This is a genomic window from Mesorhizobium sp. W067 (genome assembly GCF_054719525.1).
This window is the reverse complement of the sequence record NZ_JBTTII010000001.1, coordinates 578,667-600,300: the sequence shown is the minus strand read 5'-3', so window position 1 is coordinate 600,300 and position 21,634 is coordinate 578,667. Positions and strand designations below refer to the sequence as shown.

Sequence of the window (21,634 nt, the reverse complement as noted above, 5' to 3'; positions counted from 1 at the left end):
TTGATGATGCATGTCGTTGTCCCAAAACCGGGACCACTCTTGGCGACGTGCATTGAAATCCCGAGTTGAGGTGAAAAGCCTCTAACTGCCGCGACAGGCAGGACAGCGACACCGGCGCCAAGGCGCTCAGAGCTTCCTGACCTGTTCCATTCAATTCGGCGCCGATCCCGCGGTCGGTGCCCAGACGAAGGAACAAGACCATGCAAGTGATTCTTCTCGAACGCGTTTCCCGCCTCGGCCAGATGGGCGATACCGTCAAGGTCAAGGACGGCTTTGCCCGCAACTTCCTCTTGCCGCAGGGCAAGGCGCTGCGCGCCAACGAAGCCAATAAGAAGAAGTTCGAAGGACAGCGCGCGCAGCTCGAAGCCCGCAACCTCGAGCGCAAGTCGGAAGCTAGCCAGGTTGCCGAAAAGCTCGACGGCAAGAGCTTCATCGCCGTGCGTTCCGCAGGCGAGACCGGCCAGCTCTACGGTTCGGTGTCGACCCGCGACATCGCCGACCTGCTGACCGCCGAAGGGTTCTCGGTCAACCGCAACCAGATCCAGCTCAACCAGCCGATCAAGACCATCGGCGTCACCAATGTGGCGATTGCGCTGCATCCGGAAGTCGAGGTCACCATCAGCCTCAACATCGCCCGCACGGCCGACGAAGCCGAGCGCCAGGCCAAGGGCGAGACGCTGACCACCGCCGAAGCCATCTATGGCGATGACATCAACGACAACGCACGGCCGGAGAACTTCTTCGACCCGAACACCGAGTTCGAAGGCGGCGAAGAAGACAACGCCTGATCTCGCACGGGGCCTGATCGCACAGGAAGCGAGCGGAGCAGCGCTCCAATCACTTTGTCGTCATCCAGCCTTTCTGGACCAATGCCCGGGCCTCTCGCCCGGGCATTTTTGTGCCAAATGGAACTTTCCGAACGCCTATATATTGTTGCAGAATTGGTCCGCCAGTCTGACCGTGAGGGGACATTTGGTAATGAATATTCTGTTGAGGCGCGTTCTCGACCGCCTGGTGCGTACGGGCAATCTGAAAGTCACCGGGCCGAAGGGCTCGACAGTGGTTTTCGGCGACGGCAGCGGCGAGCCGGTGCATATGCACATCAAGACCGCGCATGCCGAGCGCGCCATTACCTTCGATCCGATGCTGGCCGTGCCGGAAGCCTACATGGACGGCGAACTCGACATCATCGAGGGCGGCGTACTGGGTATGATGCGCATCGCCTTCCAGAACATGGGCAGCGGCGGTATCGACGCCACCTGGTCGAAGGCCATCGAGGGTCTGCGCCACGCCTTTCGCCGCCTGCAGCAGATCAACACCGCATCACGGGCGCGCCGCAACGTGCAGCGCCACTATGATTTGTCGGGTGACCTCTACCGGCTCTTCCTCGACGACGACATGCAGTATTCCTGCGCCTACTTCGAACAGCCGGACATGACGCTCGACGAGGCGCAGATGGCCAAGAAACGCCATATCGCCGCCAAGCTCAGGCTGAAGGCCGGCCAGACCGTGCTCGATATCGGCTCCGGCTGGGGTGGACTCGGCCTCTATCTCGCCAAGGCTTTCGATGTCGACGTGCAAGGCGTGACGCTGTCGACCGAGCAGCACGGCGTCGCCACCGACCGGGCGCATGCGCAAGGCTTGCAGGACCGCGTGCATTTCGACCTCAAGGACTACCGCGAGCTCAACGAACGCTTCGACCGCATCGTTTCGGTCGGCATGTTCGAGCATGTCGGCGTCAACCACTTCCGCACCTTCTTCGACAAGTCGGCGACGCTGTTGAAGCCCGACGGCGTCATGCTCTTGCACACGATCGGCCGCTCCGGCGTGCCGTGGGCGACCAGCGCCTTTATCCGCAAGTACATTTTTCCGGGCGGCTACATTCCCTCGCTGTCGGAGGTGATGCCGGCCATCGAGAAGTCGGGCCTTGTAGTCACCGACATCGAGATTCTGCGGCTGCACTATGCCGATACGCTGAAGCATTGGGGCCAGCGCTTTGCCGCCAACCGGGACAAGGCCAAGGCCATCTATGACGAGCGCTTCTGCAGGATGTGGGAGTTCTATCTGGCGGCTTCGGAAGCCGCCTTCCGCTGGCAGGATCTGGTGATCTTCCAGATCCAGATCGCCAAGAAGAACGACACGCTGCCGATGACGCGCGACTACATGGCCAAATGTGAAAAGGCGCTCGAAATGCGCGAAATGGGGCATCGTCAGGAGGCGGCGGCCGCCGAGCCTGCTGTCGCCAGGTCTGTGCCTGCCAGGTCCGTTGCTGTCAGGTCCGTTGCGGCCAAGCCAGCGCGCCGTCGCAAGGTGGCGGATCGCGAATAACGCCTCGATTGCGATTGCCGCTTGCCATTGACGGCTCTGACACTGAAAAAGGTCTCGTTCTCGCGAGACCTTTTTTAATGACCTGCCTGCCCACCATCGCCACCACCCTTGTCGAGTTCGCCGGCGCCTCGGTGCTCGCGGCACGCGGAGCCTGAGCGTGGAACTCCCCGCCTCGCTGCGACAAGGCGTCGAGCGCCTGCTCGAAACGATACCGCTGGCGGTGCTGCGCCAGGCGGCGAAGACGCTGTCTGACCGCTACCGCGCCGAATTGCGCGACGGCCGCCTGCACATGGCCGAAGAGATGGCGGTAAAAGCCTATCTGGCGACGCGGCTGCCGGCGACCTACGCGGCGGTACGGGCCGGTCTCGACGAACTCGCCTATGCGCGGCCCGATTTCCAGCCAACGAGCTTGCTCGATGTCGGCGCCGGTCCTGGCACGGTGCTTTGGGCCACTACAGACCTGTGGCCCGACCTCGAAGAGGCGGTTCTGGTTGAAGCAAGCGCCGCGGTGCGCAAGGTTGGCCAGTCGCTCGCCCTTGATACCATCGCCACGAGGATGGACTGGCGCGCTGGCGACGTGACCATCGACCTTGCCGATCTCAAGCCTGCCGACCTCGTCACCTGCGCCTATGTGCTGGACGAGATCGCGCCAGCATCGCTGCCGAAGCTTGTCGGCCGGCTCTGGCATTTGACCGGCGACACACTGCTGATCGTCGAGCCCGGCACACCGGCAGGCTGGCAGCGCATCCTGGCAGTGCGCAGGCAATTGCTGGAGGCCGGGGCGCATGTGCTGGCGCCTTGTCCGCATGAGGCGCCCTGCCCGCTTGAGCCGCCCGACTGGTGCCATTTTTCGCGCCGCGTCGCCCGCTCGCGCCTTCATCGCCTGGCCAAAGACGCGGACGTGCCGTGGGAGGACGAGAAATTCATCTACGTCGCGGCGTCGCGGCAACCCGCGCCTGTACATCCGCCCCGCGTGATTGCGCCGCCGAAATCGGGCTCCGGCAAGGTGCTGCTCAAACTGTGCCAGCCGGATGGCGGCGCCGGCGAGACACTTTTCACCAAGCGCGAGGGCGAGCTGTTCAAGGCAGCGCGGCGGCTGGACTGGGGCGATACACTGGACGGAAGAAGCGGATAATCACCGAGATTGTTCTTGCTCTGTTCCAACGACTCGGATAAAAGTCAGCGCCTTTCTGAGTCAACCGGAATCGGGGCGCGGAAACACTCTTCTGTGGACGGTTTGCCGCCCCTGTGAACAACGGGCATCGAGGTTGATTGGTCGTGCGGTGATGCAGAAAGGTCAGCACCGATTTATCTCGTTCTGATATCGAGAAGCCGGGATCAAAATCGGGGACATCATGGCAGAGGCAGCGCGAAAATTCGGCGTGGCGGAGCAGCAACCGCTTTATCGTGAAGCGCCGAACAACATCGAGGCCGAGCAGGCGCTGCTCGGCGCCATCCTCGTCAACAACGATGCCTTCTACCGCGTCTCCGACTTCCTCAAGGCCGGCCATTTCTACGAGCCGCTGCACCGGAAAATCTTCGAGGTCGCGGCCGAGCTCATCCGCATGGGCAAGGTGGCGACGCCGATCACGCTGAAAACCTTCCTGCCGGCCGACGAGAAGGTCGGCGACATGACGGTGGCGCAATATGTGGTTCGTCTGGCGGTCGAAGCCGTCACCGTCGTCAATGCCACCGATTATGGCCGCGCCATCTACGATCTGGCCACGCGCCGGGCGCTGATCACCGTCGGCGAGGACATGGTCAACATCGCCTATGACGCGCCGGTCGACATGGCGCCGTCCGAACAGATCGAGGATGCCGAGCGGCGGCTGTTCGAACTGGCCGAAACCGGCCGTTACGATGGCGGCTTCGAGAGCTTCACCGACGCGGTCAAGACCGCCGTCGACATGGCCAACGCCGCCTATATGCGCGACGGCCATTTGTCGGGCCTCGCCACCGGCATGCGCGATCTCGACCGCCGCATGGGTGGCCTGCAGGCGTCGGATCTGATCATCATTGCCGGCCGTCCGGGCATGGGCAAGACATCGCTAGCCACCAACATCGCCTTCAACATCGCCGAGATGTATGAGCCGGCGCAACAGGCCGACGGCTCGTTCAAGGCAGCCAATGGCGGCGTCGTCGGCTTCTTCTCACTGGAAATGTCGTCCGAGCAGCTCGCCACCCGCATCATTTCCGAACAGACGGAAATTTCGTCGTCAAAAATCCGCCGCGGCGAGATTTCAGAGATGGATTTCGAAAAGCTGGTCGCCTGCTCGCAGACCATGCAGAAGATCCCGCTGTTCATCGACCAGACCGGCGGTATCTCGATCGCGCAGCTGTCGGCGCGGGCGCGGCGGCTGAAGCGTCAGCGCGGCCTCGACCTCATCGTCATCGACTATATCCAGCTGATGCAGGGGTCGAGCGCGAAATCGTCGCAGAACCGGGTGCAGGAAATCACCGAGATCACCACCGGCCTCAAGGCGCTGGCCAAGGAACTCTCCGTTCCGATCATCGCGCTGTCGCAGCTGTCGCGTCAGGTCGAAAGCCGCGAAGACAAACGCCCGCAGCTGTCCGATCTTCGCGAATCCGGTTCGATCGAGCAGGACGCCGACGTGGTGATGTTCGTCTACCGCGAGGAATATTATCTGAAGAACCGCGAGCCGAAGCCCGGGACCGATGAATACATCAAATGGGAACACGAGATGAACGAGATGCGCGGCAAGGCCGAAGTCATCGTCGCCAAGCAGCGCCATGGCCCGACAGGTTCGGTGAGCCTCGCCTTCCATGGCGAGTTCACACGGTTTTCCGACCTCGCCGAAGAGCATCATATTGCGGAGAGGTTCGAGTAGTCTGTTGAGAAAGGCCTCATTCCTTCGCACCCCCCTCTGTCCTGCCGGACATCTCCCCCTCAAGGGGGGAGATTGGATGTCATGTCGGCTTTCGCCAATTATCAACGTGGCACGGTGGGCGCCGAGACCAAAGCTGCTGATCTCCCCCCTTGAGGGGGAGATGGCCGGCAGGCCAGAGGGGGGTGGTGCCCCACCAGCCTTTCTAGCAACGCTCGAAGCAGGCCGCGCCTGATGCCTAAATCGCGCGTCCAGTTCATCTGCCAGAATTGCGGGTCGGTGCATCAGCGCTGGGCCGGCAAATGCGATGCCTGCGGCGAGTGGAACACACTCGTCGAGGAAGGCACGTCCGGCGGCATCGGCTCGGGACCGGCCAACACGCGCAATGCGCGCAAGGGCCGCGCCGTGGTGCTGACCAGCCTGTCCGGTGACATCGAGGATGCGCCGCGGATCATCTCCGGCATTGGCGAACTCGACCGCGCCACCGGCGGCGGTTTCGTGCGCGGCTCGGCGCTGCTGGTCGGCGGCGATCCCGGCATCGGCAAGTCGACGCTGCTTACCCAGGCCGCAGCAGCATTGGCGTCAAAAGGCCACCGCATCGTCTATGTCTCGGGCGAAGAGGCTGTCGCGCAGATCCGGCTGCGGGCGCAGCGGCTTGGCGTCGCCGACACGCCGGTCGAACTTGCCGCCGAGACCAATGTCGAGGATATCCTGGCAACAATAGCCGACGGCAGAAGGCCGGACCTCGTCATCCTCGATTCCATCCAGACGCTGTGGACCGACATGGCCGACTCGGCGCCCGGCACCGTCACCCAGGTGCGCGCCTCGGCGCAAGCGATGATCCGCTACGCCAAATCCACCGGTGCTGCCATCGTGCTGGTCGGCCATGTCACCAAGGAAGGCCAGATCGCCGGTCCGCGCGTCGTCGAGCACATGGTCGACGCCGTTCTCTATTTCGAAGGCGAAGGCGGCCATCACTACCGCATCCTGCGCACGGTGAAGAACCGTTTTGGGCCGACCGACGAGATCGGCGTCTTCGAGATGTCGGACAAGGGCTTGCGCGAGGTCGCCAATCCGTCGGAGCTGTTCCTCGGCGAACGCCACGCAAAATCGCCGGGTGCCGCGGTATTTGCCGGCATGGAAGGCACACGTCCGGTGCTGGTCGAGATCCAGGCGCTGGTGGCGCCGTCCACATTGGGCACGCCGCGCCGTGCCGTCGTCGGCTGGGACGGCGCACGGCTGTCGATGATCCTTGCCGTGCTCGAAGCCCATTGCGGCGTGCGCTTCGGCACCCACGATGTCTACCTCAACGTCGCCGGCGGATACCGGATTTCCGAGCCGGCGGCCGATCTGGCGGTTGCCGCTGCACTGGTTTCGTCGCTCACCGGTCTTGCCCTTCCCGCCGATTGCGTCTATTTCGGCGAAATCAGCCTGTCGGGCGCAGTGAGGCCGGTTGCGCATGCGCAGCAGCGCCTTAAAGAGGCCGAAAAGCTGGGTTTTGGAAGTGCGGTTCTGCCCTTGGGCAGCGAGGAGGTTGTCGGGGGGATCGGGGCCGGCGCTTTCCAGCCGACCGAACTTGCCGATCTCGTCGCACGCATAGCCGGCTCACGGCGCAGCCGTGTCGACGTGGAAGATTGACGCGGCTCGCCCGAGCCGTGAAAAGACAATCTGAGTGGGGCGAATGACATGCCGATTACGCTGCTGGACGGAATTCTCGTCGGCTTCACCCTGGTCTCGGCGATGCTCGCCATGGTTCGCGGCCTGTCACGCGAAATCCTGTCCGTCGTGTCCTGGGCGGCTGCCGCCGCGGCGGCATTCTTCTTCTACAAGCCGGTGCTGCCTTACGTTCAGCCCTATGTCGAAAGCGACAAGATCGCCATGGCGGCATCCGCCGGCATCGTCTTCCTCATCGCGCTGATCGTCGTTTCCGTCATCACCATGAAGCTTGCCGACTGGATCATCGATTCCAGGATCGGCGCGCTCGACCGTACGCTGGGCTTCCTCTATGGCGCCGCGCGCGGCGTCCTCGTCGTCGCCGTGGCGCTGCTGTTCTTCAACTGGCTGGCCGGCGCCAAGGCCCCTGCCTGGATCGCCAACGCCAAGTCGAAGCCGCTGCTCGAGACCATCGGCGCCAAGCTGGAAAGCCTGCTGCCCGAAGATCCGGAAAACGCCATCCTGAAGAAGCTCAATCCGAATCAGCCGGCAGCCGAGACGCCTCCGGCGGCCGATGCACCGGCGGCGGATGCTCCGGCAACCGGTGACGATACGCCGGCGCCCGACGACGAGACCGACGCTCCGGCCGATAACGCACCCGCGCCCGCTGCTCCGGCTCCGGCCGCGCCGGCAAACTGATACGGACGGATGGTGCCGGACAGGCGCCATCCCGGCAGTTCCGGCCTGACTACGTTGCTTTCGCGGTGCTATCGCACTATATGGCCATTTTAGCGGAGCTTGAGCCCCATGGCAGTTTCGAAGGCAGACGCGGACGACGTGCTTTCCGCCGAAGCAGACGATCATTTCCACGACGAATGCGGGGTGTTCGGCATTTTCGGCCGGCAGGACGCTGCGGCCATCGTAACGCTAGGCCTGCATGCGCTGCAGCATCGCGGCCAGGAAGCGGCCGGCATCGTCTCCTATGACGGCACGCAGTTCCATGTCGAACGCCATGTCGGCCTGATCGGCGACACCTTCACCAAGCAGCACGTCATCGACAGCCTGCAAGGCAACCGTGCCATCGGCCACACGCGCTATGCCACGACCGGCGGCGCCGGCATGCGCAACATCCAGCCCTTCTTCGCCGAACTCGCCGATGGCGGCTTTGCCGTCGCCCATAACGGCAATCTCACCAACGCCATGACCGTGCAGCGCGCGCTGCAGAAGCAGGGCGCGATCTTCTCGTCGACCTCGGACACCGAGACGCTCCTGCATCTCGTTGCCACCAGCAAGGAACGCGATTTGAATTCGCGCTTCATCGACGCCGTGCGTCAGGTCGAAGGCGCTTTCTCGCTGGTCGCGATGACCTCCAAGAAGATGATCGGCTGCCGCGATCCGCTCGGCATCCGCCCGCTGGTGCTCGGCGACCTCGACGGCGCCTGGATCCTGGCCTCCGAAACCTGCGCGCTCGACATTATCGGCGCCCGCTTCGTGCGCGACCTGAAGCCCGGCGAAATGGTCGTGGTGACCTCGAAGGGCATCGAGAGCCTGTTCCCCTTCGAGCCGCAGAAGACCCGCTTCTGCATCTTCGAATATGTCTATTTCGCCCGCCCGGACTCCTCGGTCGAAGGCCGCAATGTCTACGAAGTGCGCAAGCGTATCGGCGCCGAATTGGCGCAGGAAAGCCCGGTCGAGGCCGATATCGTCGTGCCGGTGCCGGATTCCGGCACGCCGGCGGCAATCGGCTTCTCCCAGGCGGCAGGCATCCCCTTCGAACTCGGTATCATCCGCAACCACTATGTTGGCCGAACCTTCATCCAGCCCGGCGATTCGATCCGCCATATGGGCGTCAAGCTCAAGCACAACGCCAACCGCCGGATGATCGAGGGCAAGCGCGTGGTGTTGGTCGACGATTCGATCGTGCGCGGCACCACCAGCCAGAAAATCGTGCAGATGGTGCGCGACGCCGGCGCCAAGGAAGTGCATATGCGCATCGCCTCGCCGCCGACCAGCGCGTCGTGCTTCTACGGCGTCGACACGCCGGAGAAGTCGAAGCTTTTGGCATCGCGCATGTCGATCGAGGAAATGGCCGAGTTCATCCGTGTCGATTCGCTCGGCTTCCTCACCATTGACGGGCTCTACCGCGCCGTCGGCGAAGCCAGCCGCGACAATGAGCAGCCGCAATTCTGCGACGCCTGTTTCACCGGCCAGTACCCGACCCGCCTGCTCGACTTCGAAGGCCACGACAATGTGCGCACGCTGTCGCTGCTGGCGAACAACGGGGCGTAAAGCCCAACTGCTATCCTTGAAAGCGCTCGCATGACCCTCGACCTCTCCGGCCGCGTCGCGGTCGTTACCGGCGCCTCGCGCGGCATCGGCTACTTCATCGCCAAGGAACTTGCCGCCGCCGGCGCGCATGTCATTGCGGTTGCCCGGACCGTCGGCGGGCTGGAAGAACTCGATGACCAGATCAAGGCCGAACGCGCGAAAACCGGCAAGGGCGAAGCGACGCTGGTGCCACTCGACCTCTCAGATATGGCCGGCATCGACCGGCTGGGCGGGGCCATTCACGAGCGTTGGGGCAAGCTCGACATTCTGGTGGCCAATGCCGGCGTGCTCGGCGTCATCTCGCCGATCGGCCATGTCGAGGCCAAAACCTTCGAGAAGGTAATGACCATCAATGTCACCTCGACCTGGCGGCTGATCCGCTCGGTCGACCCGCTGCTCAGGCTGTCCGACGCCGGCCGCGCCATTCTCATGTCGTCCGGGGCCGCGCATTCGGCGCGCGCCTTCTGGGCGCCCTATGCGGCGTCGAAGGCGGCGGTGGAAGCCATGACGCGTTCCTGGGCACATGAGACGCAGAGCCTGCCGCTCCGCGTCAATGCCGTCGACCCCGGCGCCACCCGCACCGCCATGCGTGCGCAGGCCGCGCCCGGCGAGGATCCGGAAACGCTGCCGCACCCCTCAGAGGTGGCAAAACGCATCGTGCCGCTGGCGAGCCCCGAGCTGAAAGAGACGGGGCTGATCTTCCAGGTCAAGAACAACCGCTTCGTCGCCTACCGGCAGCCGGAATAAACCGGGTTGTAGCGGGATTAAACAGACCTCCAGTTACGTTTCTTCGAATGTAGGACATTCGAAACCGGAGGACCGACATGCGTAGACTTCTTCTCGTTGCCGCCGCCGCGATTGCCGCCACAGCCGGCGTGGCGCTGGCGCAAGACGCAAAGATGAGTTTCTTCGTCACCAGCGTCGGTTCCGGCAAGGGCGCCGATCTCGGCGGTCTCAAGGGTGCCGACGCGCATTGCGCCTCGCTGGCGGAAGCGGCTGGGGTTACCGGCAAGGAATGGCACGCCTATCTCTCGAGCGCCAATGTCGATGCGCGCGACCGTATCGGCAAGGGTCCCTGGGTCAACGCCAAGGGTGACAAGATAGCTGACGATGTCGCCTCGCTGCACAGCGACGCCAACGCCATCACCAAGCAGACGGCGCTCAACGAAAAGGGCGAGGTGGTCAACGGCCGCGGCGACAAGCCGAACCGGCACGACATATTGACCGGCTCGAAGCCTGACGGCACCAAGATCGCCGACCAGACCTGCGGCGACTGGACCTTGAGCGGGGCGAAGGGCGCGGCGATGATGGGCCACCACGACCGCACCGGCCTCGACGAGTCGGCGGCGGCGAAATCCTGGAACTCCTCGCATGCCTCGCGCGGCGGCTGCAGCCAGGAGGCGCTGAAAGGCACCGGCGGCGACGGCCTGTTCTACTGCTTTGCGACGAACTGAGAGACGTCTGGGGAGCGGTTCGTTCACGGGTCTGTGATGATCCGGCAGGTCCCTCCCCCCTCGCCCTGCTTTCGCCATCAGCCGGGAGTTGCTAGGGTCGACCCGACTCCGACACCCAGCAAAGCGAGGAATTCCCATGGCTGCTCCCAGCGTAGCATTGGTCTGGTACCTGGTGATCGCCGGCCCGCAAGGCGGCATGGTGGTGCTGCCCAGCACCTTCGACACCCGCGAACAGTGCACAAACGCGATTACCGAATATCAGAAGCAGCCGACGCCGGCCGGCTGGGCGGTCAACTGCGTGCCGAGCGCCTCCCCGTTTACCGATGAGGGCGACGCGGAAGAGCCTGCGGCGCAGTAGCGCCATCTCCCCCCTCGAGGGGGAGATGGCCGGCAGGCCAGAGGGGGTCGCCTCGCGTAGAGTGCCAACCTCCTTCCGCACAAAGGGCGTCGCGTCCAGTCGGCCGACCCCCTCTGTCGCCTTCGGCGACATCTCCCCCTCAAGGGGGGAGATCAGGCGCGCGCCTTCACCGTCAGCTCCGGCTTGCTGTTGATGGTCTGGAAGACCACGCAATAGCGTTCCGTCAGCTTGATCAGCGCGTCGATGCGATCCTGCGGCTCATCCGTGTCGAGGTTGAAATTCAACCGGATGGCGCGAAAGCCCACGGGGGCGTCCTTGGCCACGCCCAGCGTGCCGCGAAAGTCGAGATCGCCTTCGGCCTCGACGGTGGCTGCGCCGAGTTTGAACTCTAGTGCGGTGGCCACCGCCTTCAGCGTCACCCCGGCGCACGCCACCAGCGCCTCGAGCAGCATGTCGCCCGAACACAATTCGAGCCCGGAACCGCCGGTCGCCGGATGCAGGCCGGCGACCGCCAGCGCCCTGCCCGTCTCGACCTTGCAGGCAATCGACTGGTCGTCGATGGAGCCTTTGGCGCGAAGCGTGATCAGCGCTCGCGAGGAATCGTCGCGATAAGCCTCCTTGATCGGTGCCTGCATGGCCTTGAGTGCGGTGGCGTCCATGTTGCATTCCTTTTCGAGTCCGTCGCGCTTTGATAGCACTGATATGCCAGCGAGACAGCGCCCCCCTCTGGCCCGGCCACCTCCCCACAGGGGGGAGATCTGCAGCTTCGCCGATGGCGCTTTCTACGCCGGCGATTAGCGAAGGCGGTCGCGACATCCAATCTCCACCCCTGTGGGGGGAGATGTCCGGCAGGACAGAGGGGGCTGAAGGAATGCTACCTCACGAAGAGTTACTTTGACTTCGACCGCCCCGGCCATACCTAAGCAGAGTCATTCCCGCGGAGGCATCATGCCGTTCAAGCTGAAACTGATCTCGCTTACCCTGTTGGTGCTTGCAGCCTTCGCGCAGCCAGTCCTCGCCGAAACGCCCGAGCGCTCCGCACCGGCAGGCGGCGTGCTGTCGCTGCTGCCGGCACCGCAGACGACCAGCCATTCAATCACCATTGCCGGGCGCAAGCTGGACTATCAGGCTAAGGCCGGCACGCTGTCACTGCTATCCGGCAAGGGCGAGGTCACCGCGGAAATCTTCTATGTCGCCTATACGCTGCCGCCACTGGCGGGCGCGGAGAAGGCTCGCCCCATCACCTTCGTCTTCAATGGCGGCCCGGGCGCGGCATCCGCCTATCTGCATCTCGGCGCACTCGGCCCGCGTGTCGTCGCGACCGGCGCCGATGGCCAATTCCTGCCGCCGCCGCAAAAGCTGATCGACAATCCCGACAGCTGGCTCGACATGACCGACCTCGTCTTCGTCGATCCGGTCGGCACCGGCTACAGCCGCGAGGCCCCCGGCCAGGACACAAAAGATTTTTGGGGCGTCAGCCAGGACGCCAGTTCGATCGGCGCTTTCATCCGGCTCTATCTCGCCCAGAACGGCCGCACCGGATCGCCGCTCTTCCTTGCCGGCGAAAGCTATGGTGGGTTCCGCGCGGCACTTCTCGCCAGGACCCTGCAGGAAGATGTCGGCCTGAGCCCCAACGGCATCGTGCTGATCTCGCCTGCACTGGAGTTCACGCTGGTGCTGCCCGACGAATTCCAGCCACTGCATTGGGCGCTGGAACTGCCCTCGCTGGCGGCGGTGCGCCTGCGCAGCGAAGGCCTCAGCGGCGAGGCGCTGCGCGAAAAGCTCGCCGAGGTCGAACACTATGCTATGGGTGACTACCTCACCGCTCTGGCCGGCGGGCTGGAACAGGGTGGGCGGCTGGCCAGCCAGCGCGTGGCCGAGATCACCGGCCTGCCGCTCGACCTCGTGCAACGCAATTTCGCCCGCATCCCGACCGCCCTGTTCGCGCGCGAATTCCAGCGCCCCAGTGGAAAAGTGCTCAGCCCGTATGACGGCACCATCGCCACCAGCGACATCGCCCCGGAGAGCGCCCGCAGCGCCGGCCCAGATCCGGTGCTCGACCGCAGCGTGCCGGCGCTGACCTCGGCCTTTGTCGGTTATGCGCGCGACGAGCTGAATTTTCGCACCGATGTCAGCTACAGGTTGCTCAATGGCGATGTGACCCACGCCTGGGACTATGGCGGCTCGCGGCAAGGCTATGCCGGGGTGATGGACGATCTGCAGCGGGCGCGCTCGCTCAACCCGGGGCTCGGCGTGGTGATCGTCAACGGCGACACCGATCTGGTCACTCCCTATCTGGCCTCACGCTATCTGGTGAGCCAAATCCCGACGCTCGGCGGGGCAAAACCTATCCGTCTCGACGTCATCGAGGGCGGCCACATGATGTATCTCAGGCCGGGCGGCCGGCGCGCCCTGAAGGAGGCCGCTTCGGAGCTCTACCAGGCAACACAGTGAACGGCGTGCCCACGCTGTCGGCCAGGCTGCGCCAACGCAAGCTTGCCACTGGCGTAGCGCCCCGCAGGCTTTCGCCCGTATAGCCTGCAATGGGAGCCTGTTGGGGCAGGCTTCTTCTTCGTCCTCTTGACAGCGCCGGACACGCCGCATGGCCGATATTGCCATTCTGGAAACCCGCGAAAGGGTGCTTGCCGGCATCCTGTTCACCGGCTGCGCCTATTTCCTGTTTTCGACGCAGGACGCCGCGATCAAGCTTCTGGTCGTCGGCATCAGCGTCTGGCAGATCATGTTCTTCCGCTCGATAGCTGTGCTTATCGGCTGTGCTGCAATCGGCGGACCGCCCATCTTTGCCGACACAATGCGCTCGCCCATCGTGCGGCCGATGCTGGTGCGCAGCGCCTTCACGCTCGGCGCCTGGCTCTGCTACTACAACGCGGCCCGCTCCCTGCAGCTGGCCGAACTCACCACCATCTATTACGCCGCCCCGATCATCGTCACCGTGCTGTCGGTGGTGATGCTTGGCGAAAAGGTGCCGCTGTTGCGCTGGCTGGCGGTGTTCATCGGCTTCGTCGGCGTCTTCATCGCCTGTGATCCCACTCGTCTCGGCTTGTCCGTGCCGATGCTCTTGGTACTGGCTGCGGCAGTGCTGTGGGGCATTGCCGTGGTGCTGTTGCGCAAGACGGCGCTGGCCGAGCGCACGCTGATCCAGCTTGTGCTCAACAATTTCTACTTCCTGGTGTTTTCCGCGGTGCCGGCGCTGTTGGTCTGGCAGATGCCGGACTGGCGCCAGTTGCTGCTTTTGATCAGCGTCGGCGCGCTCGGCGGCGTGGCGCAATTTATGCTGTTCGAAGGCATGAAGCGGGCGCCGGTGTCGATCGTGGCGCCGTTCGAATACACCTCATTGGTCTGGGCCTTCGGGCTCGGCTTTGCGATCTGGGGCGACGTGCCGCGTCGCGAGGTGTTTCTGGGGGCGGCGTTGATCGTCGGCGCCGGCCTGCTGATCATCGGCAACGAGCATTTCCGCAAGCGGCTATGAGTACCCCCGTGCTGACAGCATGGTGGCAGGAGAAGACGGATAGGCTGCTGAGATGACGGAAGCGCTCGACGGCCCAGGCACCACAGATACCGCTGCCGAGCGTACGCTCGGCATTATGCTGGTGGCGGCCTCGGCGGCTTTCTTCGCCCTCACCGGCGTGCTGACCAAATCGATCCACGCCGACCCGCTGACCATCACTTGCTGGCGCGGCTTTGTCGGCGCGATCCTGATCACCTTCTATGTGCTGTGGCGCCGGCGCCGCTCCGGCGGGCCGGAAAGCTTACGGCTTGGCTGGCGCGGCTGGCTGCTGGCCCTCGAGGGCGCCGCGGCCAGCATCGCCTTCATCTCGGCGTTCAAATTCACCTATGTCGCCAATGTCGCGGTCATCTACGCCACCGCGCCCTTCATCACCGCGCTGCTCGCCTTCGTGCTGGTGCGCGAGCCGTTCCGGGCGCAGACGCTTGCCGCCGCCGCCGTTTCGCTGTGCGGCGTAGCGATCATGGTCGGCTCCGGCTTCGGCAGCGGTCATCTGTTTGGCGATGGGCTCGCGCTGCTGATGACCGCCGGCAGTGCGCTCTACATGATCATGGTGCGCGCCTTCCGCGACACGCCGGTGGTGTGGGCGGGCGCGGTCTCGGCGCTTCTGCTGTTCGTGCTCGGCTGGTTCGTCACCGACCCCCTGGCGATTTCTGCTCGCGACGCCGTGCTGCTCGTCGCCTTCGGAGGATCGTTTGCGGCGGCGTCGATCCTGTGGACGGAAGGCTCGCGGCTGATCCCTGCGCCCGAGTCCGGCCTTCTCGGTGCCGCCGAAGTGCCGTTTGCGATCCTGTTCGCCTTCCTGTTCCTCGGCGAGATCGCGCCGGCCGCCAGCCTGATCGGCGGCGCCATAGTACTGTGCGCGGTTTTCGCCCATGCGGGGCGCGACTGGCTGGCCGCGAGAAAAAGTGCGGCAACCCAATAATTATTTTCCAAGTCATGGAACCATCATGCGGATCAGGCAGTTTTATGTGCGACGGGTCACCCCCCAAGTCCCCCCAAACCCCTCGACCCGTCCTCCTCAAAGCCGACCGTAAAGGTCGGCTTTTTCTTTGGACATCAGCCGGCAAAGCCGGGCAAGGCGAGGTTGTCGCTGAGCAGGATGGCAAGATCGCGCGCCGGCCGCTCGGCGCCCTGGCCGAGTTTTATCGCGAATTGCGCTGTCGGCACCGGCGGCAGGGCGAATTCGCGCGGTGCTTCGGCAATGCCTGAATGGGCAAAGCGGGCGGTGCGCAAGGTCAGCGCGATGCCGGCATTGACCGCCGTGCGCAAGCCGGCAAGGCTGGCGCTGCCGGCGGCAATGCGGTAGCGGCGGCCGGCAGCATCGAGGGCCGCGAGTGCTGCTTCGCGAAAGCCGCAATAGGGGTCGAGCAGCGCCAGCGGCAGTTCCTCTTCCCGCACGGCAAGCCCTTTTTGCGAGCACAGCCACAGCATCGGCTCACTGAACAGCCCGACTTCGTCATTGGCCGGCGTCTTGCGTATGACAACAGCCAGATCGAGCTGCCCGGCCTGCAGCGCCTCGCCAAGCTCGGCCGAACGGCCAACGCGGAGTTCGACCCTGACGCGCGGATGGCTGGTCGCGAAGGCGCGCAGCAGCTCCGGCAGGCCGCTATCGGCGAAATCCTGTGTCGTGCCGATGGCGACGCGACCAGCGGCACGCGCGCCCTTGAGCGCCAGCCAGGCCTCGCTGTGCACGGCAAGAATGCGGCGGGCATGACCGACAAGATCCTCGCCGGCCGGCGTCAGCCCGCGCCCGCGCCCCTGCGCCACCAGCAGCGGTTCGCCGACGATCTCCTCCAGACGCTGCATCTGCGCGGTCACCGCCGAGGGCGAGCGGCCGACAGCAGACGCAGCCTGAGCCAGCGAGCCGCCATCGACAAAGGCAAGGAAGGTTTTGAGCAGATCGGGATCGAGAGCTTGCATACTTCGATAATACAGAACCTTTTGTTCGAAACAATTCGATTTTTTGATTCAAAGATGATGGCATTGTCTCTCCAACGGCAAACAGACGCCGCTCAAACGAAGGAGAGAAAAATGCCCATCATCAACATCAGCGTCACCGGCAAGCCCGACGCCAAGCTGTCCGCCACAATCGCCAAGGAAATCACCGAGCTGACGGCAACCCATCTGCGCAAGGACCCGACGATTACCGCCGTCGCCGTCACCTATGTCGACCCGCAGCATTGGTTCGCCGGCGGCAAATCGCTGGCGGAGCATGGCGCCAACACCTTCTGGCTCGACATCAAGGTGGTCGACGGCACCAACACCAAGCTGGAGCTGGAAGCCTATCTGAAGGCGACCTTTGAGGCCTTTGGTAAGTTGCTGGGTGGCGTGCACGAGGAAAGCTATGCCTTCGTGCATGAAGTCCCGGCCGCGGCGTACGGTTATGGCGGCAAGTCGCAGGAGTTCCGGTTCATTAGCGGGCGGATCAAGGCGACTTGAGCCAACGTGAAAGCGCAGCGCCGCCCCTCATCCGCCCTTCGGGGCACCTTCTCCCCGTGAACGGGGAGAAGGAAGAGGCTCTACATTGACCTTGCCCCCCATTGCGCTACCCTCTGCTCTCCAAGCGGACGAAGAGCCGCATACCGGACCGTTGGGAGAGACGCGGCATGATCCTGGCACTGGCGCTGCTTGCAGGCCTCGTGGTGGCCTGGCTGCTGATTGGCGCGATCGAGACGTTTCGTCTCGACCTGCGCTTTACCCAGGCGCTACTCTATGTGCCGTTCAAGCTAGCCTACCGGATCGATGACCGGCGCATCCGCATTGCCCGCAACGCGCCGACGCCGGTGATCTATGTGGTCTCGCACCAGTCACGCTTCGAGCCGGCGCTGATGCTGTCGCTGCTGCCCGACGACACGCTGCACATTCTCGACGAGGGCTCGGCGCGCTCGCCATGGCTGGAGCCGTGGCGCGAGCTTGGCCGCACCATCGCCTTCAACGCCGAGCATCTCTTCGTCAGCCGGCGGCTGGTCAGGGTGCTGAAGGGTAAAGGCCGGCTTGCCGTCTATCTGCCCGATGACGTCGAGCCCGATGTGAAGGCGTTTCGCCTGTTCCGCGCCGTCACCCGCATCGCCATGCAGGCCGACGCCCGCATCGTGCCGATCTTCGTCGCCGGCGCGCGCGACCTGCCGGTTTCGTTGACGCCAAAGGACCGGGCGCCGCGCCAATGGTTCCCAAAACTGTCGATCAGCGTGCTGGAGCCGATGACGATTGCCGAACTGGTGGCGCGCAATCCCGACCAGGCATCCAACACCAATGCGCTGTTCGACCGCATCGCCGAGGCCAGGCTTTATGGCAGCAACCTCGATCGCGGCCTGTTCCTGGCCATGCGCAATGCAGCCGATCTGACCGGCGCCTCGCATCCGATCATCGAGGACGTGATCAGCGGCTCGCTCAGCTACCGAAAAATGTTCATCGGCGCGCGCGTTCTCGGCCGCCGTTTCGAGGCGGTGGCGGCACCCGGCGAAGCGGTCGGGGTGTTGCTGCCCAACGCCAATGGCGTGGCGCTGTCCTTCGTCGGCCTGCTCTCGGCCGGCCGGGTAGCGGCGATGATCAACTACACGGCAGGGCCGGCCAGCGTGACCGCCGCGGTGCGCACTGCAGTCATCCGAACAGTGGTTTCCTCGCGCGCGTTCGTCGAGAAGGCGGCGCTTGCCGACATCATCGCCGCGGTCGAGGCCGGCGGCGCCAAGATGCTGTGGCTGGAGGATGTGCGCGCAAGCGTCACGATACCGGAAAAGCTCGCAGCAGCCGTGCTGTGGCGGTTTCCGCTGCAGCGGCAGGATGCGGCCAAGCCCGCCGCAATCCTGTTCACCTCAGGCTCGGAAGGCACGCCCAAGGCCGTGGTGCTGTCGCATCGCAATCTCCACGCCAACGCCATGCAGGCCGAGGCGCGCATTACCATTTCGCCGTCCGACATCCTGCTCAACGTGCTGCCGGTTTTTCACTCTTTCGGCCTGACCGGCGGTACCATCCTGCCGCTGGTGACCGGGGTGAAACTGTTCCTCTACCCGTCACCGCTGCACTACAAGATCATCCCGGAGATCGCCCGCAAGGTGAAGCCGACCATCATGTTCGGCACCGACACTTTCCTCGCCAACTATGCCCGCACCGCCAAGGATGGCGATTTCTCCAGCCTGCGCTTCGTCGTCGCCGGCGCGGAAGCGGTGAAGCCGGAGACGCGGCGCGTTTATCGCGAGCGCTTCGATGCCTCGATCATCGAGGGGTTCGGGCTGACGGAGGCCGCTCCCGTCGTCGCCGTCAACACCGCCATCCATGGTCGCGACGGCACGGTCGGACGGCTGTTGCCGGCGATGCGCATGAAGCTCGAACCGGTCGAGGGTATCGAGGGTGCCGGCCGCCTGTGGCTCGACGGGCCGAATTTGATGATGGGCTACATGACCGCTGACCGGCCCGGCGAATTGCAGCCGCTGGACGGCTGGCACGACACCGGCGACATCGTCTCGGTCGACCGCGAAGGCTTCATCACCATTCGCGGCCGGGCAAAACGCTTCGCCAAGATCGCTGGCGAGATGGTGTCGTTGGGCGCCGTCGAGATGCTGGTGCAGTCGCTGTGGCCGGAAGAGCGCCACGCCGCGGTGGCGGTGCCGGACAAGAGGCGCGGCGAGCGCATCGTGCTGGTCACCACCGCCGACGACGCCGATCCGGAAGAACTGCGCGCCTTCGGCAAGAAGGCAGGTGCGGCCGAACTGATGGTGCCCAACGACATCGTCAAGGTCGAGGAGATCCCGGTGCTGGGTTCCGGTAAGACGGATTATGTCTCGACGCGGAACCTGGCGATCGAGAAGCTGGGGCTGGGCCTGGCGGCTTAGCGTATCTCCCTCCTTGAGGGGGAGATGGCCGGCAGGCCAGAGGGGGTCGCCTCGCGTGAAGCGCCGACGTCCTCTTCGCTCAAACGAGGTCGCGTCCGGGGCGTACCGACCCCCTCTGTCGCCTTCGGCGACATCTCCCCCTCAAGGGCATAGGCGCTAAGATAGGTATTGCCCTGCGGAATCGGGTGTGATTCTACACTGCGATGACACACGAATCGCTTGTTGATGACGGCTGGGCCGAGACGATTGAGCTTCTGGGCGGCGAAGAGTTGATCGCAGGAAGCGCCCGCGAGACAAAGGCGTTCCTGCGCCCGCGCGGCGTCAGGTCGGCGAGCGACCTGTTGCGCCTGACACTGGCTTACTGCCTTGGCAAGGTTGGCATGCGGGGCGTCGTGGCCTGGGCGGCGGCGAGCGGGATTGCCGACATTTCGGACGTGGCGTTGCTTGGCCGGCTGCGCAATGCAGGACCATGGCTGCAGCAGTTGATTGGGCACCTTTTGAAACGCGAGGATGCAGGTTTGGCCAAAGGCCGACTGGTTCGCATCCTCGATGCGACAGCGGTTGCCAAGGCCGGTGCGTATGAGAAGAAGAACAATGGTCTTTGGCGCATGCACTGCGCCTTCGAGCTTGAGCGCGAGCAGTTCGACTTCCTCGAGATCACCGACCAGAGCGAGGCCGAGCTGATCGACCGCGTGCCGGTGGTGGCGGGCGAGATCCGCATCGGTGACCGCGCCTATCTGCAGGCCGAGCGGATCGCCAAGGTGATGGCGCAAGGCGGCGATGTTGTTGTGCGCGCGTCGTGGAAAAACGCGCGATGGCTCGACGCCAACGGCAGGGCGTTCGATCTCATCGGCTACCTGGAGAGCTGCCGGGAGGAAGTCTGCGAAACGCCTGCCCGGCTGGCACTCAAGAAGGGCGAGCCTGTGAAGATGCGCCTGATCGCCTTGCGCAAATCCGAGGCCGCGGCACAAGAAGCGCGGCGCAAAATCAACAAGGAAGCCAGGGCCAAGGGCAACAAGGTTCAACCGCAGACGCTGATTGCGGCCGGCTTCGTCCTGCTTGTGACCTCGCTTGACCGGGAGGAGTTTCCCGCCGATACGGTCCTCAAGCTCTACCGCATGCGCTGGCGCATCGAACTCGCCTTCAAGCGCCTGAAGAGCCTGATCGGGCTGCGCTCTCCTCCCGCCAAAGACCCAAGGATCGCAAGGCCTTGGATCCTTGCACACTTCCTCATCGCGCTTGTGACCGAACCCCTCTCGCAGGAGTTGGGTGTCTCTCCCCCTTGAGCGACGGGCGCCCGCTACTGTGGCGCGCCACCCGCCAGATCGTCGCCTCTCTGATCGCGACCATCTTTACTCAACCTTCCTTGGCGGCCCTGCGCCAAAATCTCCATGCCTTGCGATATCGCTGGCGCGAACCACCACGAAAGCGCAAATTTCAGTCCATGCCAAAGCTATCTTAGCGCCTATGCCCTCAAGGGGGGAGATAACAACTACCCAATATCCGACGGCGGCACTTTTTCGCCCTCGCGCTTGGCGCGCTTCGAATACGCCCGCACGCTGAAAGGCAGGAAGATGAGATAGCCTGCGACAGAGGCGGTCAGCGTGTACCAGGGATAGGTCATCAACAGCAGGACGTAGAGAACGACCGCCAGGATGATCGGCAGCACCTTGTCGCCCGGCACTTTCAGGCTTTTGCCGGAATAGACCGGCAGCCGGCTGACCAGCAGGAAAGCGACCAGCACAGTGAAGCCGGTGGCGACGAATGCCGTCAGGCGGTCCGGCTCGAGACCGAGCCGCAGGAAGGACAGATAGAGCGGCAGCATAACCAGCACGGCGCCGGCCGGTGCCGGCACGCCGACGAAGTATTCGCTCTGCCAGATCGGCCGGTCATGGTCTTCGTCGAGCACGTTGAAGCGCGCCAGCCGCAGGCCACAGGCGATGGTGAACAGAAGGGCTGCGATCCAGCCGAAGGAGCCGGCGCGGTCGAGCAGGAAGGCGTAGAGCACCAGTGCCGGCGCGACGCCGAAATTGACGATGTCGGCCAGCGAATCCATCTGCGCGCCGAATTTGGATGTCGCCTTCAACATGCGCGCCAGGCGCCCGTCTATGCCGTCCAGGAAGGCGGCGAGCAGCACCATCACCACGGCCGGCTCGAAACGGCCCTCGAAGCCGAAGCGGATGCCGGACAGGCCGGCGCAGATGGCAAGCACGGTGACCAGATTAGGCAGCACCATGCGCATCGGAATTTCGCGGATGCGCGGGCCGCCGCTGCCATGGGCCTCGAACTTTTTGAACGGCGCGCCCACC

At 64.3% G+C, this 21,634-nt stretch carries 19 protein-coding genes; 16 read left to right on the top strand and 3 right to left on the bottom strand.

Translation table 11 applies throughout. The annotated features are described in order from the left end of the window. Positions 1-200: 200 nt before the first annotated feature. The 10 genes from rplI to ACYG97_RS02795 all read left to right on the top strand — a co-directional run bounded on the left by rplI (position 201) and on the right by ACYG97_RS02795 (position 10,967). On the top strand, positions 201-788 hold the full coding sequence (rplI, locus tag ACYG97_RS02840; protein WP_023672721.1) for a 50S ribosomal protein L9: 588 nt from the start codon (positions 201-203) through the stop codon (positions 786-788). 190 nt (positions 789-978) lie between these two features. After that, positions 979-2,328: an SAM-dependent methyltransferase gene (locus ACYG97_RS02835; protein WP_023733857.1), complete on the top strand. Its 1,350-nt coding sequence runs from the start codon at positions 979-981 to the stop codon at positions 2,326-2,328. Positions 2,329-2,485: 157 nt separating this feature from the next. After that, positions 2,486-3,463 (top strand): small ribosomal subunit Rsm22 family protein, encoded by a 978-nt coding sequence (locus tag ACYG97_RS02830; protein ID WP_023733856.1) that lies wholly within the window; start codon positions 2,486-2,488, stop codon positions 3,461-3,463. A gap of 220 nt (positions 3,464-3,683) precedes the next feature. Next, positions 3,684-5,177 carry a replicative DNA helicase gene (locus ACYG97_RS02825; RefSeq protein WP_023672717.1) on the top strand — a complete coding sequence of 498 codons (1,494 nt, stop codon included), beginning with the start codon at positions 3,684-3,686 and terminating at the stop codon, positions 5,175-5,177. A gap of 231 nt (positions 5,178-5,408) precedes the next feature. Continuing rightward, entirely contained in the window at positions 5,409-6,812 is a 1,404-nt protein-coding gene (gene radA / locus ACYG97_RS02820; protein WP_023733855.1) for a DNA repair protein RadA, read from the top strand. Between the two features lie 48 nt (positions 6,813-6,860). After that, complete coding sequence (locus ACYG97_RS02815) at positions 6,861-7,526, top strand: CvpA family protein (RefSeq protein WP_023672715.1); 666 nt, start codon at positions 6,861-6,863, stop codon at positions 7,524-7,526. Between the two features lie 108 nt (positions 7,527-7,634). Then, positions 7,635-9,116 (top strand): amidophosphoribosyltransferase, encoded by a 1,482-nt coding sequence (gene purF / locus ACYG97_RS02810; protein WP_023672714.1) that lies wholly within the window; start codon positions 7,635-7,637, stop codon positions 9,114-9,116. A gap of 30 nt (positions 9,117-9,146) precedes the next feature. Further along, complete coding sequence (locus ACYG97_RS02805; RefSeq protein WP_023733854.1) at positions 9,147-9,902, top strand: SDR family NAD(P)-dependent oxidoreductase; 756 nt, start codon at positions 9,147-9,149, stop codon at positions 9,900-9,902. Positions 9,903-9,979: 77 nt separating this feature from the next. Continuing rightward, positions 9,980-10,609 (top strand): hypothetical protein, encoded by a 630-nt coding sequence (locus ACYG97_RS02800; RefSeq protein ID WP_023733853.1) that lies wholly within the window; start codon positions 9,980-9,982, stop codon positions 10,607-10,609. Between the two features lie 136 nt (positions 10,610-10,745). Continuing rightward, on the top strand, positions 10,746-10,967 hold the full coding sequence (locus ACYG97_RS02795; protein WP_023689120.1) for a hypothetical protein: 222 nt from the start codon (positions 10,746-10,748) through the stop codon (positions 10,965-10,967). Between the two features lie 152 nt (positions 10,968-11,119). Here the strand turns inward: ACYG97_RS02795 and ACYG97_RS02790 are convergent, their stop codons facing one another. Then, complete coding sequence (locus tag ACYG97_RS02790; protein ID WP_023702954.1) at positions 11,120-11,626, bottom strand: OsmC family protein; 507 nt, start codon at positions 11,624-11,626, stop codon at positions 11,120-11,122. 289 nt (positions 11,627-11,915) lie between these two features. Between ACYG97_RS02790 and ACYG97_RS02785 the strand changes: the two genes are divergently transcribed. The 3 genes from ACYG97_RS02785 (at position 11,916) to ACYG97_RS02775 (ending at position 15,418) form a co-directional block, all read left to right on the top strand. Beyond that, positions 11,916-13,421 (top strand): S10 family peptidase, encoded by a 1,506-nt coding sequence (locus ACYG97_RS02785; RefSeq protein WP_023733852.1) that lies wholly within the window; start codon positions 11,916-11,918, stop codon positions 13,419-13,421. A 148-nt stretch (positions 13,422-13,569) separates the two neighbouring features. Then, the gene (locus ACYG97_RS02780) at positions 13,570-14,457 is read left to right on the top strand and encodes a DMT family transporter (RefSeq protein ID WP_023685677.1); all 888 of its coding nucleotides are present in this window, start codon (positions 13,570-13,572) and stop codon (positions 14,455-14,457) included. Positions 14,458-14,509: 52 nt separating this feature from the next. Next, entirely contained in the window at positions 14,510-15,418 is a 909-nt protein-coding gene (locus tag ACYG97_RS02775; RefSeq protein ID WP_023685676.1) for a DMT family transporter, read from the top strand. 134 nt (positions 15,419-15,552) lie between these two features. Here ACYG97_RS02775 and ACYG97_RS02770 read toward each other — a convergent pair whose 3' ends face one another. Continuing rightward, a complete protein-coding gene (locus ACYG97_RS02770) occupies positions 15,553-16,416 on the bottom strand; it encodes a LysR substrate-binding domain-containing protein (protein ID WP_023685675.1) in 864 nt (287 codons plus the stop codon). 111 nt (positions 16,417-16,527) lie between these two features. Here ACYG97_RS02770 and ACYG97_RS02765 point away from each other — a divergent pair, with 111 nt between their 5' ends. The 3 genes from ACYG97_RS02765 to ACYG97_RS02755 all read left to right on the top strand — a co-directional run bounded on the left by ACYG97_RS02765 (position 16,528) and on the right by ACYG97_RS02755 (position 20,611). Continuing rightward, positions 16,528-16,935 carry a tautomerase family protein gene (locus ACYG97_RS02765; RefSeq protein WP_023733851.1) on the top strand — a complete coding sequence of 136 codons (408 nt, stop codon included), beginning with the start codon at positions 16,528-16,530 and terminating at the stop codon, positions 16,933-16,935. A gap of 167 nt (positions 16,936-17,102) precedes the next feature. Next, on the top strand, positions 17,103-19,325 hold the full coding sequence (locus ACYG97_RS02760; protein WP_023733850.1) for an AMP-binding protein: 2,223 nt from the start codon (positions 17,103-17,105) through the stop codon (positions 19,323-19,325). Between the two features lie 203 nt (positions 19,326-19,528). Continuing rightward, the gene (locus ACYG97_RS02755) at positions 19,529-20,611 is read left to right on the top strand and encodes a transposase (protein WP_460221555.1); all 1,083 of its coding nucleotides are present in this window, start codon (positions 19,529-19,531) and stop codon (positions 20,609-20,611) included. A 206-nt stretch (positions 20,612-20,817) separates the two neighbouring features. Here the strand turns inward: ACYG97_RS02755 and pssA are convergent, their stop codons facing one another. Continuing rightward, on the bottom strand, positions 20,818-21,633 hold the full coding sequence (pssA, locus tag ACYG97_RS02750; protein ID WP_023672701.1) for a CDP-diacylglycerol--serine O-phosphatidyltransferase: 816 nt from the start codon (positions 21,631-21,633) through the stop codon (positions 20,818-20,820). Position 21,634: the final 1 nt, after the last annotated feature.

Coding starts and splice junctions, on each gene's coding strand:
- ACYG97_RS02780 (WP_023685677.1), top strand. CDS start 13,570: ATGGCCGATATTGCCATTCTGGAAACCCGCGAAAGGGTGCTTGCCGGC.
- ACYG97_RS02765 (WP_023733851.1), top strand. CDS start 16,528: ATGCCCATCATCAACATCAGCGTCACCGGCAAGCCCGACGCCAAGCTG.
- radA (WP_023733855.1), top strand. CDS start 5,409: ATGCCTAAATCGCGCGTCCAGTTCATCTGCCAGAATTGCGGGTCGGTG.
- ACYG97_RS02770 (WP_023685675.1), bottom strand. CDS start 16,416: ATGCAAGCTCTCGATCCCGATCTGCTCAAAACCTTCCTTGCCTTTGTC.
- ACYG97_RS02815 (WP_023672715.1), top strand. CDS start 6,861: ATGCCGATTACGCTGCTGGACGGAATTCTCGTCGGCTTCACCCTGGTC.
- purF (WP_023672714.1), top strand. CDS start 7,635: ATGGCAGTTTCGAAGGCAGACGCGGACGACGTGCTTTCCGCCGAAGCA.
- ACYG97_RS02795 (WP_023689120.1), top strand. CDS start 10,746: ATGGCTGCTCCCAGCGTAGCATTGGTCTGGTACCTGGTGATCGCCGGC.
- ACYG97_RS02825 (WP_023672717.1), top strand. CDS start 3,684: ATGGCAGAGGCAGCGCGAAAATTCGGCGTGGCGGAGCAGCAACCGCTT.
- ACYG97_RS02785 (WP_023733852.1), top strand. CDS start 11,916: ATGCCGTTCAAGCTGAAACTGATCTCGCTTACCCTGTTGGTGCTTGCA.
- ACYG97_RS02775 (WP_023685676.1), top strand. CDS start 14,510: ATGACGGAAGCGCTCGACGGCCCAGGCACCACAGATACCGCTGCCGAG.
- rplI (WP_023672721.1), top strand. CDS start 201: ATGCAAGTGATTCTTCTCGAACGCGTTTCCCGCCTCGGCCAGATGGGC.
- ACYG97_RS02805 (WP_023733854.1), top strand. CDS start 9,147: ATGACCCTCGACCTCTCCGGCCGCGTCGCGGTCGTTACCGGCGCCTCG.
- ACYG97_RS02835 (WP_023733857.1), top strand. CDS start 979: ATGAATATTCTGTTGAGGCGCGTTCTCGACCGCCTGGTGCGTACGGGC.
- ACYG97_RS02755 (WP_460221555.1), top strand. CDS start 19,529: ATGACACACGAATCGCTTGTTGATGACGGCTGGGCCGAGACGATTGAG.
- ACYG97_RS02790 (WP_023702954.1), bottom strand. CDS start 11,626: ATGGACGCCACCGCACTCAAGGCCATGCAGGCACCGATCAAGGAGGCT.
- ACYG97_RS02760 (WP_023733850.1), top strand. CDS start 17,103: ATGATCCTGGCACTGGCGCTGCTTGCAGGCCTCGTGGTGGCCTGGCTG.
- ACYG97_RS02800 (WP_023733853.1), top strand. CDS start 9,980: ATGCGTAGACTTCTTCTCGTTGCCGCCGCCGCGATTGCCGCCACAGCC.